This window comes from Umezawaea beigongshangensis, assembly GCF_016464305.1.
Lineage (GTDB): Bacteria > Actinomycetota > Actinomycetes > Mycobacteriales > Pseudonocardiaceae > Umezawaea_A > Umezawaea_A beigongshangensis.
This window is the reverse complement of the sequence record NZ_JAEIOJ010000018.1, coordinates 1-14,732: the sequence shown is the minus strand read 5'-3', so window position 1 is coordinate 14,732 and position 14,732 is coordinate 1. Positions and strand designations below refer to the sequence as shown.

The 14,732-nt window shown below is 73.4% G+C and carries 15 protein-coding genes and 1 rRNA gene; 2 read left to right on the top strand and 14 right to left on the bottom strand.

The features are described from left to right. Positions 1 to 15 precede the first annotated feature (15 nt). On the top strand, positions 16 to 636 hold the full coding sequence (locus IMZ35_RS28130; protein ID WP_307868928.1) for a DUF1707 domain-containing protein: 621 nt from the start codon (positions 16 to 18) through the stop codon (positions 634 to 636). Positions 637 to 645: 9 nt separating this feature from the next. Here the strand turns inward: IMZ35_RS28130 and IMZ35_RS28125 are convergent, their stop codons facing one another. Beyond that, the gene (locus IMZ35_RS28125; RefSeq protein ID WP_199444230.1) at positions 646 to 1,047 is read right to left on the bottom strand and encodes a DUF2752 domain-containing protein; all 402 of its coding nucleotides are present in this window, start codon (positions 1,045 to 1,047) and stop codon (positions 646 to 648) included. 93 nt (positions 1,048 to 1,140) lie between these two features. Here IMZ35_RS28125 and IMZ35_RS28120 point away from each other — a divergent pair, with 93 nt between their 5' ends. Continuing rightward, positions 1,141 to 1,923, top strand: coding sequence for an SDR family oxidoreductase (locus IMZ35_RS28120; RefSeq protein ID WP_307868927.1), 783 nt, complete (start codon positions 1,141 to 1,143; stop codon positions 1,921 to 1,923). A gap of 29 nt (positions 1,924 to 1,952) precedes the next feature. Here IMZ35_RS28120 and IMZ35_RS28115 read toward each other — a convergent pair whose 3' ends face one another. The 13 genes from IMZ35_RS28115 to rrf form a co-directional block, all read right to left on the bottom strand. Then, positions 1,953 to 2,576 (bottom strand): NUDIX domain-containing protein, encoded by a 624-nt coding sequence (locus tag IMZ35_RS28115; RefSeq protein ID WP_199444229.1) that lies wholly within the window; start codon positions 2,574 to 2,576, stop codon positions 1,953 to 1,955. Continuing rightward, on the bottom strand, positions 2,573 to 4,273 hold the full coding sequence (pyrG, locus tag IMZ35_RS28110) for a CTP synthase (RefSeq protein ID WP_199444228.1): 1,701 nt from the start codon (positions 4,271 to 4,273) through the stop codon (positions 2,573 to 2,575). The genes IMZ35_RS28115 and pyrG overlap by 4 nt, the downstream gene beginning before the upstream one ends. Before the next feature lie 149 nt (positions 4,274 to 4,422). Next, positions 4,423 to 5,358 carry a copper transporter gene (locus tag IMZ35_RS28105; protein ID WP_199444227.1) on the bottom strand — a complete coding sequence of 312 codons (936 nt, stop codon included), beginning with the start codon at positions 5,356 to 5,358 and terminating at the stop codon, positions 4,423 to 4,425. Next, entirely contained in the window at positions 5,355 to 6,539 is a 1,185-nt protein-coding gene (gene steA, locus IMZ35_RS28100) for a putative cytokinetic ring protein SteA (protein WP_199444226.1), read from the bottom strand. Before steA ends, IMZ35_RS28105 begins: the two co-directional genes overlap by 4 nt. Before the next feature lie 265 nt (positions 6,540 to 6,804). Then, entirely contained in the window at positions 6,805 to 7,437 is a 633-nt protein-coding gene (locus IMZ35_RS28095) for a hypothetical protein (RefSeq protein WP_199444225.1), read from the bottom strand. A 210-nt stretch (positions 7,438 to 7,647) separates the two neighbouring features. Further along, positions 7,648 to 9,429, bottom strand: coding sequence for a DNA repair protein RecN (gene recN, locus IMZ35_RS28090; protein WP_199444224.1), 1,782 nt, complete (start codon positions 9,427 to 9,429; stop codon positions 7,648 to 7,650). Positions 9,430 to 9,539: 110 nt separating this feature from the next. Further along, positions 9,540 to 10,448 carry an NAD kinase gene (locus IMZ35_RS28085; RefSeq protein WP_199444223.1) on the bottom strand — a complete coding sequence of 303 codons (909 nt, stop codon included), beginning with the start codon at positions 10,446 to 10,448 and terminating at the stop codon, positions 9,540 to 9,542. After that, positions 10,445 to 11,254, bottom strand: a complete 810-nt coding sequence (locus IMZ35_RS28080; protein ID WP_199444222.1) for a TlyA family RNA methyltransferase — start codon at positions 11,252 to 11,254, stop codon at positions 10,445 to 10,447. Before IMZ35_RS28080 ends, IMZ35_RS28085 begins: the two co-directional genes overlap by 4 nt. A gap of 4 nt (positions 11,255 to 11,258) precedes the next feature. Next, positions 11,259 to 11,432 (bottom strand): hypothetical protein, encoded by a 174-nt coding sequence (locus tag IMZ35_RS28075; RefSeq protein WP_199444221.1) that lies wholly within the window; start codon positions 11,430 to 11,432, stop codon positions 11,259 to 11,261. A gap of 17 nt (positions 11,433 to 11,449) precedes the next feature. After that, positions 11,450 to 12,262 (bottom strand): HAD-IIA family hydrolase, encoded by an 813-nt coding sequence (locus IMZ35_RS28070; protein ID WP_199444220.1) that lies wholly within the window; start codon positions 12,260 to 12,262, stop codon positions 11,450 to 11,452. After that, on the bottom strand, positions 12,259 to 13,335 hold the full coding sequence (locus tag IMZ35_RS32360) for a tetratricopeptide repeat protein (RefSeq protein ID WP_438816912.1): 1,077 nt from the start codon (positions 13,333 to 13,335) through the stop codon (positions 12,259 to 12,261). Before IMZ35_RS32360 ends, IMZ35_RS28070 begins: the two co-directional genes overlap by 4 nt. Then, positions 13,263 to 14,537, bottom strand: coding sequence for a hypothetical protein (locus IMZ35_RS32355; protein ID WP_438816911.1), 1,275 nt, complete (start codon positions 14,535 to 14,537; stop codon positions 13,263 to 13,265). Before IMZ35_RS32355 ends, IMZ35_RS32360 begins: the two co-directional genes overlap by 73 nt. A gap of 125 nt (positions 14,538 to 14,662) precedes the next feature. Beyond that, a 5S ribosomal RNA gene (gene rrf, locus IMZ35_RS32350) occupies positions 14,663 to 14,732 on the bottom strand; the annotation flags it as partial.

Sequence of the window (14,732 nt, the reverse complement as noted above, 5' to 3'; positions counted from 1 at the left end):
CGTTACCGTGAGCGGGTGTCAGCACCCTTCGACCCGAACTCGATGCGCATCGGCGACGCCGAGCGGGAGTCCGCGATCCGCGCGTTGAACGACCACTACGCGGCGGGTCGTCTCGCGCTCGACGAGTTCGAGGAGCGCGTCGGCCGCGCCTCCGCCGGTCAGACGCTGCCCGAGCTGGGCGCGCTGTTCGCCGACCTGCCCGCGCCGCACCCGGCGTTCCTCGCGCCGCCCGTGCCGCCGCTGGGCTCGATGCCGCCCACCGCGACGTTCGGCCCGCCGTCCGGCCCGCACGCGTTCCCCGCGCCTCCCCCGCACGTCGGGCCGCCCAGCGGCCCGCACGGCTACCCGACCACCCGGTACGGCCCGCCGCAGCCGGTGGGGTACGACCCCGGTGCGCCGTGGGGCCGGGACCCGCTCACCGGCCAGCCGCTGTCGGAGAAGTCGAAGATCGTCGCGGGAATCCTCCAGCTCTTCCTCGGCTACTTCGGCATCGGCCGCTTCTACACCGGCCACACGGTCCTGGGCGTCCTGCAACTCGTGACCTGCGGCGGATTCGGGATCTGGTCCCTGGTCGACGGGGTCGTCCTGCTGGTCAACGGCGGCACGGACGCGCAGGGCCGCAAGCTGCGCGACTGACCGCCGGTCTCACCACCCGGCGAGGTTGCGCACCACGGTCCAGCCGACCGCCACCACCAGCGCGGGGACGACGACCGCCCGCGGCACCTGCGGTGTCCGCTCGCCGCGCCGCGCCGCGCGCAACCACCGCACCCACAGCCACGCCAGCAGCGGCAGGCCCACCACGAGCAGCAGGGCGTTGAACCCGAACGCGGCGGCCAGGTCGCCGTGCAGCAGGGCGTGCGCCATACGCGTGCCGCCGCAGCCGGGACAGTTCAGTCCGGTCAGCGCGTGGAACGGGCAGCGGGGCAGCCACGACCCCGGCTCCGAGGGGTCGACGAACAGCAGCACGCCCGCGCTCGCGACCGCGCCGAGCGCGACCGCGAGGGGTCCCGCGGCCGATCGTCCGGATCGAGCACCGGCACCCGCCATCTCCTCTACCCTCCCCCTGGTGATCCACCCGCGACAGCCTCCCCCACCGTACGGGCCGACCCGTCCAGGCCCCCCGTCCTCCGAGAGCACCTCGTGACCTCGCTGCGGGGCCGCGTCGCCCTGATCACCGGCGTGAGCAGGCGAGCCGGCATCGGCCACGCCGTCGCCACGCGGCTCGCCGAACTGGGCGCCGACCTGTTCCTGCACCACCACGTGCCGCACGACCGCGAGCAGCCGTGGGGCGCCGACCCGGACGGTCCCGACGCCATCGCCGCCGATCTCACCGCCGTCGGCGTCCGCGTGCGGCACCTGGGACTCGACCTGACCGCTCCCGGAGCGCCCGAGCACCTGGTCGACGCCGCGGTGTCCGGGTTCGGCCACGTCGACGCGCTGGTGTGCAACCACGCGCTCAGCGGCGGCGACGGCCCGCTGGGCACGCTCGACGCGGCGATGCTGGACGCCCACCACGCGGTCAACACGCGCTCGTCGATCCTGCTGGCGCAAGCGTTCGCGGCGCAGCACGACGACCGCGACGGGGGCCGGGTGGTGTTCCTGACCTCCGGTCAGGACCTCGGGCCGATGGTGGACGAGATCGCCTACGCGGCCAGCAAGGGCGCGCTGGCGTCGATCACGCCGACGATCGCCGACGCGCTCGCCGACCGGGGCATCACCGTGAACGCGGTCAACCCCGGCCCGGTGGACACCGGCTACGCCTCGCCGGAGGACCTGCACCGCGTGGCTCGCCGCTTCCCCGGCGGTCGGTGGGGGCAGCCCGACGACCCGGCCCGGCTGATCGCCTGGCTGGTGTCGGACGAGGGCCGGTGGGTCACCGGTCAGGTCGTCAACAGCGAGGGTGGCTTCCGCCGCTGGTCCTGACACGAACGCCAGGACCAGCGGCGCGCTCCCTAGCGGGACGCGAAGCGCGTCGGCCGGTCGGTGAAGGGCGCGTCGGCCGGCCGGGGCCGCGCGCGCCCGGCCAGCACGGCCTGCGCGGCCAGGAGACCGGCCACGGCCGCGCCGTTCACGATCTCCCCGGCCAGTGCCATGTCCACGGCGCGGTCCAGGGGCACGCGCTCGGCCTCCAGGTCCGCCTCCTCCTCGCCCATGACCTCGCGGTCCACCTCGCTCAGCCCGCGGGCCAGGAACACCCGCACGACCTCGTCGGTGAACCCGGGCGAGGCGGCCACGTCGACCAGCGTCGACCACTCCGCCGCGGCCAGCCCGACCTCCTCGGCCAGTTCGCGGCGCGCGGCGTCGACGGGGTTCTCCCCCTCGGCGTCGAGCAGCCCGGCCGGCAGCTCCCGGATGCGCTTGCCCAGCGGGTGCCGGTACTGGTGGATCAGCACGACGCGGTCCTGCTCGTCCACGGCCGCCACGGCCACCGCGCCCAGGTGCTCGACGACCTCGCGCTTCGCGGTGCCGCCACCGGGCATGGCGACCTCGTCCACCCGCAGCGCCACGACGCGACCCACGTGGACGTCGGTGCTGGACACGGTCGTGAACTCGTGCCTGGCCCCCGGTGCGCTCACTGGCCGACCCCCGCCTTCTCCGGCAGCTCCACGGGCAGGCGCTCGGCGAGCCGGTAGTCCAGCGCGGCCCGCACGAACGCCGCGAACAGCGGGTGCGGCTTCGTCGGGCGGCTCTTGAGCTCCGGGTGCGCCTGCGTGGCCACGAAGAACGGGTGCACGTCGGCGGGCAGCTCCACGAACTCGACCAGGCGGCCGTCCGGGGAGGTGCCGGAGAACACCAGCCCGGCCGCGGACAGGCGGTCGCGGTAGGCGTTGTTGACCTCGTAGCGGTGCCGGTGCCGCTCGGAGACGTCGGTGGAGCCGTAGGCGGCGGCGGTGACGGACCCCGGCAGGAGCTTCGCCGGGTACGCGCCCAGCCGCATCGTGCCGCCCATGTCGCGCTCACCGGCCACCACGTCCTGCTGGTCGGCCATCGTGCTGATGACCGGCTCCGGCGTGGTCTCCTCGAACTCCGCCGAGTTCGCCTCGGCGATCCCCGCGAGGTTGCGCGCCGCCTCGATGACCACGCACTGCAACCCCAGGCACAGCCCCAGCACGGGGACGCCCCTGGTGCGGGCGTGGGTGATGGCGTCGATCTTGCCCTCGATGCCGCGCACGCCGAACCCGCCGGGGATCAGCACGCCGTCCAGGCCCGCCAGTGCCTGCGCCGCACCGCTCGGCGTGCGGCAGTCGTCCGACGGCACCCACACGACCTGCACCTTGGCCCGGTGCGCGAACCCGCCGGCGCGCAGCGCCTCGGTGACCGACAGGTACGCGTCGGGCAGGTCGACGTACTTGCCGACCAGGCCGATGCGCACGGTCTCCGACGGGTTGTGCACCCGGTCCAGCAGGTCGCCCCACACCGTCCAGTCGACCTCGCGGAACGGCAGGTCGAGACGGCGCACGACGTAGGCGTCCAGGCCCTCGGCGTGCACGACCTTCGGGATGTCGTAGATCGACGGCGCGTCGACGGCCGCGACGACGGCGTCGGTGTCCACGTCGCACATCAGCGCGATCTTGCGCTTGAGCGCGTCGGGGATCTCCCGGTCCGCCCGGCACACGATGGCGTCGGGCTGGATGCCGATGTTGCGCAGCGCGGCGACGGAGTGCTGCGTCGGCTTGGTCTTCAGCTCACCCGACGGCGCGAGGTAGGGCACCAGCGACACGTGCAGGAAGAACACGTTGTCGCGGCCCACGTCGTGACGCACCTGGCGGGCGGCCTCCAGGAACGGCAACGACTCGATGTCGCCGACGGTCCCGCCGACCTCGGTGATCACGACGTCGGGCACGAGGCCCTCGGCGTCGGGTTCGGCCATCGCGCGGATGCGCCGCTTGATCTCGTCGGTGATGTGCGGGATCACCTGGACGGTGTCGCCCAGGTACTCGCCCCGCCGCTCCTTGGCGATCACCTCGGAGTACACCTGACCGGTGGTGACGTTGGCTTCGCCGGACAGGTCACGAGCCAGGAACCGCTCGTAGTGACCGATGTCCAGGTCGGTCTCGGCCCCGTCCTCGGTGACGAACACCTCGCCGTGCTGGAACGGGTTCATCGTTCCGGGGTCCACGTTCAGGTAGGGGTCGAGCTTCTGCATGGTGACCCGCAGTCCGCGCGAGGTCAGCAACTGACCGAGGCTGGACGCGGTGAGCCCCTTGCCGAGGGAGGAGGCGACGCCCCCGGTGACGAAAACGTGCTTGGTCGTACGTGCTTGAAGCACCAACGAGGCTCCCGTGGTCCACAGCCGAGGCTGGTTCTAGATTTGCCGGGAGGCTTCGACGTCCTCCCTGTCCACGGGCCCCAACGCTAACACGTCCCCGGTCACCCAGCGCACCACGACCCGGCCCGCCCGTCACCCGTACGGCGCAGCGCTCAGCTCGCGACGCCCGGAGACGCGGCCTCCGCGTTGCCCGCGACCCCGTAGCGGCCAGCTCCGCCGTCCAGCTGCTCCCGCAGCGCGAGCACCACGACGATCCGCCCGGCCGGCGTGTCGAGGCTGTCGACCGTGGACAGCACGGACGTGGCCGACGTGTCGGCGCGCACCGCGCCCACCGCCCCGGTGCCGTCGGCGCAACCGCCGCCGCCCGCGAGGACCGCGCCCGCGCCCGAGCGGTCGAGCTGCGTGGCGAACCGGGCGATCGTGGCCGCCCGGTCGGCCGCGGAGTCCGCCGCCACGGCGCCGCCGGTGAGCACCACGGCGAGGTGGGCCGGGCGCAGACCGGGCCCCTGCTTGACGAACCCGGCGCTGGACAGGCCGCTGAGCGCGGCGGCGGTCTCGTCGGCGGACGCCTGCGGCTCCGACTTCTCGTTCAGCAGCAGCAGCGACCCCAGCAGCCCGCCGGCGCGCGTGCCGGGATCGGCGGCCGTGGGCAGGCGGGTGCCGGCCGGTTGCAGCCGCGCCACCAGGTCCAGCAGCTGGTCGGCCTCGTCCGGGTCGGTGAAGGACTCGGTGAGCTGGAGCTCGCCGGTGACGGTGGCGCCGGCGGACTCCAGCAGCTCGGCGAGCGCGTCGCGGTCACCGGGACGGGCGTCGGAGGTCGTCACGACGACCACCGTGCGATCGGTGAGCTGCCCCCGCACCGCCAGCGGTCCCACGGAGGTGGCGAACAGGTCTGCCTCGGCGAGCTTCGCGCCCAGCGCGTCGCGCTCGGCCTGCAACCCGCTGATCTCCTCGCCCAGCGAGGTGTTGTCCTCGCTGAGCCCGGACAGCAGACGACCGCTGATCGCCGTGGAGCCCAGGACGACGCCCGCGGCCAGCGCCAGGAAGACCGCCGCGACGGAGACGAGGTGGTAGCGCAGGGAGATCACGACTGCAGCTCCTTCAACCGGTCGAGCAGGGAGTTCCAGTTGTCGGCGGCCAGGTCCGCGTAGGCGGGGCCGACGCCGGAGACGGTGAGCGCCGCGAACATCACGACCACGGCGGCCAGCACGAGCAGGGCGAGGACGCCCGCGGACACGCGGTCGCGGTGCAGCGTCGCGACGGCCTCGCCGTCGACGAGCTTGCCGCCGAGCTTGAGCCTGGTCAGGAACGTGGAGGGGGTGGAACCGCAGTTGCCGCGGTCGAGGAACTCCCGCAGTCCCGCCCGCAGCCCCACGGTCACCACGAGGCTCGCGCCGTGCGCCTCCGCGAGCAGCAGCGCGAGGTCCTCGGCGTTGCCGCTCGCGGGGAACGTCACCGCGCCGATGCCGAGGTCCTGGATGCGGCCGAGCCCCGGCGCGTGCCCGTCGGTCTGGGCGGGCACGACGACCTCCGAGGCCGCCTTCAGGGTCGCGGTGCCGATGCCGTCCGGGTCGCCCACGACGACGTCCGGCACGAGCCCCGCGTCGAACAGCAGGTCGGCGCCCGCCTCGACGCCGACGAGCACCGGCCGGTGCTCGCGGACGTACCGGCGCAGCGCGCGCAGCTCCGGCGCGTGCCCCGGACCACCGGCGACGACCAGCACCTGCCGGTCCTTCATCGGCACGTACAGCTCGGGCACGCCCACGCCGTCGAGGATCAGCGACCGCTCCCGCCGCAGGAACTCGATGGTGTTGGCGGAGAACGCCTCCAGCTGGGCCGCCATGCCGGCCTTCGCCTCGATCATCGCCTCGGCGACCGAGTCGGCGGTCTGCTCGACGCCCCTGGCCAGCTCGCGGCCCCCCGCGAGGACGACGCCGTCGAGCAGCCGCAGCTTCGTGCCCTCCTTGATCCGGCGCAGCGCGACTGCGCCGATGCCGTCGATCAGCGGCACGCCCGCCTCGATCAGCAGCTCCGGCCCCAGGTTCGGGAAGCGGCCGGAGATCGACGGCGAGGCGTTGACGACCCCGGCCACCTCCGCGGCCACCAGCGCCTCCGCGGTGCGCCGGTCGATGTCGAGGTGGTCGAGGACGGCGACGTCACCGGGACTCAGCCTGCGGAGCAGATCGCTCGTGCGCCGGTCGACGCGGGCGATCCCGGTGACGCCGGGCAGTTCCTGGTTCGCGCGGTGCATCAACCCGGAGAGCTTCATGGCTCCGATGGTGACAAATCCACGACGCCTCACCGTCGCGCCACGCCGAGAGAAGATCTACCCAGGTCAACGACCGGTCAGTTCCACTGTGGACGTCCAATTCGCCCGGTCGTGCAGTTGATTCCCTTGCTGTGGTGGGTTAATCGCACACGCTCTCGGTGCAACCGCTGCACGACCCGTCCACGAACGCGCAGTTCCAACGGGTCACCACGACACTCCGCACGAACGCACAGCGACCGTTCGGGAGTGCCGGCCGACGAGACGATCACCTGTCGTCGGATCGCCCCGGCTCGTCCGGGAACAGCGACGGGTAGCGCCGCGCGTGCTCCTCCGGATCGTCGAGCACGTGCACGGCCGGAGCGACGAGCCTCCGCTCGGTCAGCGGGCGCGGAAGCACCAGCACGGCGCCCAGCACCGCCAGCGCGGACCCGCCGAGCAGCGCCCGCGCACCCCCGCCCAGCTCGATCGCGATCATCCCGCCGGAGAACTGCCCCCGCATCGCCGCGTAGTTCGCGAACACCGCCCAGGTGGCGCTCACCACGAACGCCGCCGCCACCGCCGCGCTCGCCCGCGCCGCCGCCAGCACACCGGCCGAGGCGTGGCTCGCGACCAGCAGGAACACCACCGCCACGATCATCAGCACCCCACCGACGAGCAGGGGCGCGCCGTAGCGGGACGTGCCGCCTCCACCTATCGGCCCCGACTGCACCACCGCCCACCCCGTCGTGGTCACCTCGAAGTCCTGGTCGCTGCTGCCCACCGTGCCCTCGCCCGCCACGTTGACGATCGACCACAGGCGGCCGGACGTCCCGCCGATCACCAGCGCCGCACCGGCGGTCAGCGCCAGCAGCCCGACCTTCCACCAACGGGTGAAACCACCACCCACGACGGTGAACACCGGAACCTCACCGGTGTCGGCGTCGGCAGCGGCACCGGAATCGACGGGCTCTCCGTTCGGGCGCACCGGTCCGTCACCCGCCGACCGCGTCGTCGAGCAGCCCGGCTGTCAACGCGGCAGACGGGCGAGCGGGCGGCAGCCCGTGGTCGGCTTCGACGGCGTCCACAGATCTGGTCACCGGACGATCGTCCCACGGAAGACCCGATCCGCTCAGCCCTTCTTCCCCCCGCGCCGCACCACCGGCGCGCTCTCCTTGTCGGCCTTCGCCGCCGCCAGCAGCTCCTCCGCGTGCGCACGACCCGTGTCCGTCGAGTCCATGCCCGCCAGCATCCGCGCCAGCTCCACCACGCGCTGCGACTCGTCGAGCCTGCGCACCGCGCTGCGGGTGAACACCCCGTCAGCGCTCTTGTCCACCACCAGGTGCCGATCCGCGAACGCCGCCACCTGCGGCAGGTGCGTCACCACCACGACCTGGTGGCTGCGCGCCAGCCGCGCCAACCGGCGGCCCACCTCCACCGCCGCCCGGCCACCCACACCGGCGTCGACCTCGTCGAACACCAGCGTCGGCACCGGATCGGAGTGCGACAGCACGACCTCCAGCGCCAGCATCACCCGCGACAGCTCACCACCGGACGCGCCCTTGTGCACCGGCAGCGCCGGAGCACCGGGGTGCGCGACGAGCCGCAGCTCCACCTCGTCCACACCGCTGGCACCGGCGTGCAACCGCACCCGGCCCACCTCCAGCGCCTGCGCGTCGCCCTGCTCCGCCGTCCGCGGCCGCACCGACACCTCGACGGTGGCGTGCGGCATCGCGAGCCCGTCCAGCTCGTCGGACACGGCCCTGCCCAGCTCCTGGGCCGCCGCCGTCCGCGCCGCCGTGACCTGCTGCGCCACCACCGCCAGCTCCGCGGCCAGCTCGTCGCGCCGCGCCGCCAGCGCCGACAGCGCCTCCTCCGACGTGTCCAGCCCCGACAGGCGCTGCTCGGCCTGCTCCGCCCACGCGATCACGCCGTCCACGTCCGCGGCGTACTTGCGGGTCAGGTGCTTCAGCTCGGCCTGCCGCGCCAGCACCTGCTCCAACCGGCCCGGATCGGCCTCCAAGCGCTCCAGGTAGGCGCCGATCTCCGCGCCCACGTCCGCCAGCAGCGCCGCCGCCTCCACCAGCCGCGGCTCCAGCTCCCGCAGCGCCGGGTCCTCCGACGTCGCCAGCCTGCGCCGCGCCTCCCCGATCAGCCCCAGCGCACCGGGCGTGTCCGGATCACCGTCGAGGGCACCGCTCACCGCGTACTGCGCGCCCGTGGCCGCCTCGCGGAGCTGATCGGCGTCGGCGAGCCTGCGCGCCTCCTCCACCAGCTCGACGTCCTCGCCCGGCTTCGGCGCCACCGCGGAGATCTCAGCCAGCCCGTGCCGCAGCAGGTCCGCCTCGCGAGCGAGCTCGCGCGACCGCTCGGAGCGCTCCGTCAGCTCCGTCGCGACCCGCAGCCACTCCCCGCGGATGCGCTGGTACTCCCGCAACGACCCGGCGACCTCGTCCCCGGCGAAGCGGTCCAGCACGGCCCGCTGCTCGGACGGGCGCATCAGCCGCAGCTGGTCGTTCTGCCCGTGCACCGCGAGCAGCTGCTCCGCCAGCTCGGACAGCACGCCCACCGGAACCGAACGTCCACCGAGGTGCGCGCGCGACCTGCCGTCGGCACCCACGGTGCGGACCGCGATCAGCGTCCCGTCCTCGTCGGCCTCACCACCGACCTCGTCGGCGACCTTCGCCGCCGGACTCCCGGCGGGGGCGAGGAACCTCCCCTCCACGATCGCGCGATCGGCACCGGTCCGTACTCTCGACGCCTCCGCTCGGCCGCCACCGAGCAGGTGCAGCCCGGTCACGACCATGGTCTTGCCCGCTCCGGTCTCACCCGTCACCACGGTGAAACCCGGGTCCAGTTCGAGGGTGGCCTCATCAATCACGCCGAGGCCCTGAATGCGCATCTCGGCCAGCACAGGGCGAACCCTAGTCGCCCCGGCCGACATCGGGGAGACGGGCTCCGGCTCAGTGGCCGAACGCACCGGCGAACCGTGTCCGAACGGAGCGGTTCCGCCGCCCCGCGAGGTCACTCCCGAGCGGGGCCCCGCCAGCCCTGCACGGGCAGCGTGAACTTCTCCACCAGCCGGTCCGTGAACGGGTCCTCGCGCAACCGCACCAGCTTGACCGGCACCTTTCCGCCCACGACCTCGATCCGGCTGCCCGGCGGCAGGTGGAACGTCCGCCGGCCGTCGCAGCACAGCACGGCCGGGTGCCCGCTCGGATCGACCTCCAGCGCCACCACCGACACCGGCGACACCACCAGCGGACGCGCGAACAGCGCGTGCGCGTTGCTCGGCACCACCAGCAGCGCCTGCACGTCCGGCCACACCACCGGCCCGCCCGCCGAGAACGCGTACGCCGTCGACCCGGTCGGCGTCGCGCACAGCACGCCGTCGCAGCCGAACGCCGACACCGGGCGGCCGTCGACCTCCACGACCACGTCGAGGATGCGCTCCCGCGCGCTCTTCTCCACACTGGCCTCGTTGAAGGCCCACGTGTCGGCCAGGACCCTCCCGCCCAGCGTCGCCGTCACGTCGAGCGTCATCCGCTCCTCGACGCGGTACTTCCGGTTGATCGCCGCCTGCACCGCCTCGTGCAGCGCGTGCGAGTCCGCCTCCGCGAGGAACCCCACCCGGCCCAGGTTCACCCCCAGCACCGGCACCCCCGCCGGGCGCGCCAGCTCCGCCGCGCGCAGCAGCGTGCCGTCACCGCCCAGGACGAACACCAGCTCGGTGCCCTCGGCCGCCTTGTCGTCGGCGGGGACGACCTGCGTGTAGCAGGACGGGTCCAGCTCGGGAGCCTCGTCCTCCAGCACCCGCAGCCGCACACCACCCCGCGCGAACGTGTCAGCCACCATCTGCGCCAGGTCGATGTTGCTCCGGCGTCCGGTGTGGACGATCAGCAGGACCTCGCGGTCCTCGTCGGGCAGTGTCATGTGGGTCCCTCGCTCACCGCTGTTCGCACGAGTTCGGCGGCGGATTCCTGCTCCAGGGGCACACCCCGGCGCAACCAGACGAAGAATTCGACGTTCCCGGACGGCCCCGGCAGAGGACTCGCGGTCACACCGTGCAACCGCAGACCCAGTTCCGCCGCGGCGGCCACGACCTCCAGCACGGCCTCCGCGCGCAGCGCGGGGTCCCGCACCACACCACCGGAGCCCAGCCGCTCCTTGCCCACCTCGAACTGCGGCTTGACCATCGGCACGAGATCACCGCCGTCGGCCAGGCAGCTCGCCAGAGCGGGCAGCACGATCCGCAGGGAGATGAACGACAGGTCGGCGACGACCAGGTCGACGGGCCCGCCGACGTCCTGCGGCGTCAGCGCCCGCACGTTGGTCCTGTCCTTCACGACCACCCGCTCGTCGGTGCGCAGCCGCCAGTCCAGCAGCCCGCGACCCACGTCCGCGGCCACCACCTGCGCCGCGCCGGAGCGCAGCAGCACGTCGGTGAAACCACCGGTGGACGCCCCCGCGTCGAGACAGCGGCGCCCCCGAACCACGAGCCCGTCGAACGCCTCCAGGGCACCCACGAGCTTGTGCGCGCCCCGCGACGCCCAGTTCGGGTCGTCCACGTCCTCGCGCACCACCACCGGCGAGTCCAGCTCCACGGCCGTCGCGGGCTTCGTGGCCACGGTGCCGCGCACCGTCACCCGCCCGTCTGCGACCAGCTGACTCGCGTGCTCCCGCGACCGCGCCAGACCGCGGCGCACCAGTTCGGCGTCGAGCCGAGCCCTGCGTGTCACCGGATCAGACCTTGTCGATGCTCGTCAGCGCGTCGGTCAGCGCCGCGTGGGCGATGTCGAACCTCGCCACGTGGTCCACGACCTCCAGCTGATCGAGCCCGTCGAGACCGGCCAGAGCGCGGTCGATGCCGTCCACCGGGTCCGGTGGCGGTCCGGGCAGAGGAACGTCCGGGTGCACCCGACCAAAGTAGCCGATCAGCGCGGCCGGAGTCCGTCCGCGGGCAGCACCAGCGCGGACAGGTCGTCGGCGACGTAGGTGGGCCGCTGGCCCTCCGGCAGCGCCAGCGCCTCGGCGCGCGTGGACACACCCGTGAGCACGAGCAGCGAGTCCATCCCCGCGTTGACCGCGCCCAGCACGTCCGTGTCGAGCCGATCGCCCACGACCAGCGGCCGCACGGCGCCCACCGACTCGGCGGCCCCGGCCAGCAGCGGCGCGGCGGGCTTGCCCGCGACGAGCGGCTCCACCCCGTTCGCGGTCCGCAGCACGGCCACCAGCGACCCGTTGCCCGGCAGCAGACCGCGCTCGGTCGGCAGGGTCGCGTCGACGTTGCACGCCACCCACAGCGCGCCGGCGCGGATCGCCACGGACGCGTCGGCGAGCTGGGCCCAGCCGATGTCCGGGGAGAAGCCCTGGACCACGGCCGAGACCCCCTCGGGATCGCGCACCGGTTCCAGCCCCCGCAGGCGGACCTCGTCCGCGAGCGCCTCAGCGCCGAGGACGAGGACCTTCGAGCCCGCGGGAATCCGGTCGGCCACCAGGGCCGCACCGGCCTGAGCACTGGTGCTGACCTCCTCGGCGGTGGCCGTGAAGCCGATCTCGCCGAGGTGGTCGGCCACCAGCTGGGGCGGGCGGGAGGCGTTGTTGGTCACGAACCGGATCGCCGTGCCGTGCCGACGCGCCGAGGCCACGGCCTCGGGCGCGCCGGGAACGGCGTCGTGCCCCCGGTAGACGGTGCCGTCGAGATCGAGCAGCAGTGCGTCGTACCGCGCCAGCAACGTCTCGCTCACTTCGCCTCCGGCTCCCCTGCGTTCTCCTGCTCGCCGTTCCCGGCACCGTCGGTGCCAGCGGCGTCGTCCTCGGCATCCTGCACGGGCGCGACCAGGCCGGGCTCGGCCGTCAGCTCGAACGCCCGCTCCGCCGCGTCCGTCTCGCCCTCGTCGTCGACCTCGGCCGCGTTGAGGAACCACTTCACAGCGTCCTCGGTGCGACCGGCAGCCGCCAGGTTGTCCGCGTAGGCGTAGAACAGCCGGGCGCTCCACGGGTCGCGACGCTCCGGGTCCAGGTCCGGGCCCTGGAGCGCGACGACCGCGGCGTCCAGCTGACCCATGTCCCGGCGAGCGCCTGCCGCGACGATCCGCAGCTCGACCGCCTCGTCCGCGGCCAGCGGCTTGCCCTGCGCCTCACGAGCCAGCTCGATGGCCCGCTCGGGACGGCCCAGCGCGCGCTCGCAGTCGGCCATGACCGCGACGTGCCCGCCACCGGAGGACATCCGGCGTGCCGCACGCAGCTCCGACAGCGCCTCGGCCCACTCACCCGCGTGGTACGCGGTCAGACCGGCCGCCTCGCGGATGACACCCACCCGCGCCGCCTTGGCACGGGCGAAGCGCGCGTGCTCCAGCGCCAGCTCGGGGTCCTCGTCCACGAGGAGACCCGCGGCCGCCAGGTGCTTGCCGACGATCTCGGCGAGTCCCTTGGGCAGTCCGCGCAGCTCCTGCTTGACGTCGGGGTCGAGCAGCGAGATGTCCGCCTCGTCCGGCAGTCGCGGCGCCCGGACGCGCACGAAGTCGTCCCGGTCGTCACGACGCTCGTCACGACGGTCGTCCCGGCGCGGAGCCCGCTCCTCGCGGGGCTGCTCCACGGCGACGGGCTCGCTCGACGCGGGCTCGACGGACTCCCGCACCGGCTCGACGACGGGCTCGGTCACCGGCTCGGCGTCAGCGGCCCGGTCGGCGTCCGCGTCCACGGTGCCGGGAACGACCTCCTCGGCGAGCGAACCAACCTCGGCGATCACCTCGTCCCTGGTCGCCTCGACACCCTCGACCGCCTCGACGGCGGCAGCGGTCGGGTTCTCCGGCTCCACCGCGGTCTGCTGCCCCTGGAAGCGGGCGGCACGCTGACGGCTGCGCTCGTCGCGCTTGTCGTCAGCGGGACGGTTCTCCCGCGCAGGAGCGGCCGACGAGCGGTCGTCACGGCGGTAACCGCCGCGGTCGCCACCGGACCGGTCGTCACGGCCCCGGTACCCGCCCGAGGGGCGATCGTCGCGCTTGTAGCCGCCACGGTCAGCGGACGGACGGTCGTCGCGACGGTAGCCACCACGGTCACCCGAGGGACGGTCGTCACGCTTGTAACCGCCACGGTCACCCGAAGGCCGGTCATCACGCTTGTAACCGCCACGGTCACCGCTGGAGCGATCGTCACGCTTGAAGCCACCACGATCACCCGTGGGGCGATCATCGCGGCGGTAGCCACCACGATCACCCGAGGGACGGTCGTCACGCTTGTAGCCACCACGGTCACCCGAAGGCCGGTCATCACGCTTGTAGCCGCCACGGTCACCGGACGGACGGTCGTCGCGGCGGTAACCGCCGCGATCACCGCTGGAGCGATCGTCACGCTTGAAGCCACCACGGTCACCGGACGGGCGGTCGTCGCGGCGGAACCCGCCACGGTCACCCGAAGGCCGATCATCACGCTTGAAACCACCACGGTCACCCGAGGGACGGTCGTCGCGACGGTAACCGCCGCGGTCTCCCGCAGGCCGGTCGTCACGGCGGTAACCGCCGCGATCACCGCTGGAGCGATCGTCACGCTTGAAGCCACCACGGTCACCCGAGGGACGGTCGTCGCGGCGGAACCCGCCACGGTCACCCGAAGGCCGATCATCACGCTTGAAACCACCACGGTCACCCGAGGGACGGTCGTCGCGACGGTAACCGCCGCGGTCTCCCGCAGGCCGGTCGTCACGCTTGTAGCCACCACGGTCACCGGACGGACGGTCGTCGCGGCGGTAACCGCCGCGATCACCGCTGGGCCGGTCGTCACGCTTGAAGCCACCACGGTCACCCGAGGGCCGATCATCACGCTTGTAGCCGCCACGATCGCCCGTGGGACGGTCGTCGCGGCGGAACCCGCCACGGTCACCAGCCGGCCGGTCGTCACGCTTGTAGCCGCCGCGGTCACCCGCGGGACGGTCGTCACGGCGGTAGCCACTGCTGCTGCTGGGCTTGCGCTCGCCTTCAGTTCGGCCACCATCGGAACGGCGCGGTCGGTCTCCCTGGCCACGCTGACGGTCGCCGGGACGTTCCCCGAACCTGGACACCTAATTCCTCCTATGGACACGCCGAAAGGGCTTGTGATTAGAGCACACTCGTGTGTGCCCCCATCACAAGCCCTTTCAGGGAAAAATTGTCCGGCGGTGACCTACTCTCCCACACCCTCACGAGTGCAGTACCATCGGCGCAGGAGGGCTTAACTTCC

Coding starts and splice junctions, on each gene's coding strand:
- IMZ35_RS28125 (WP_199444230.1), bottom strand. CDS start 1,047: ATGGCGGGTGCCGGTGCTCGATCCGGACGATCGGCCGCGGGACCCCTC.
- steA (WP_199444226.1), bottom strand. CDS start 6,539: ATGAAGCTCTCCGGGTTGATGCACCGCGCGAACCAGGAACTGCCCGGC.
- IMZ35_RS28085 (WP_199444223.1), bottom strand. CDS start 10,448: ATGACACTGCCCGACGAGGACCGCGAGGTCCTGCTGATCGTCCACACC.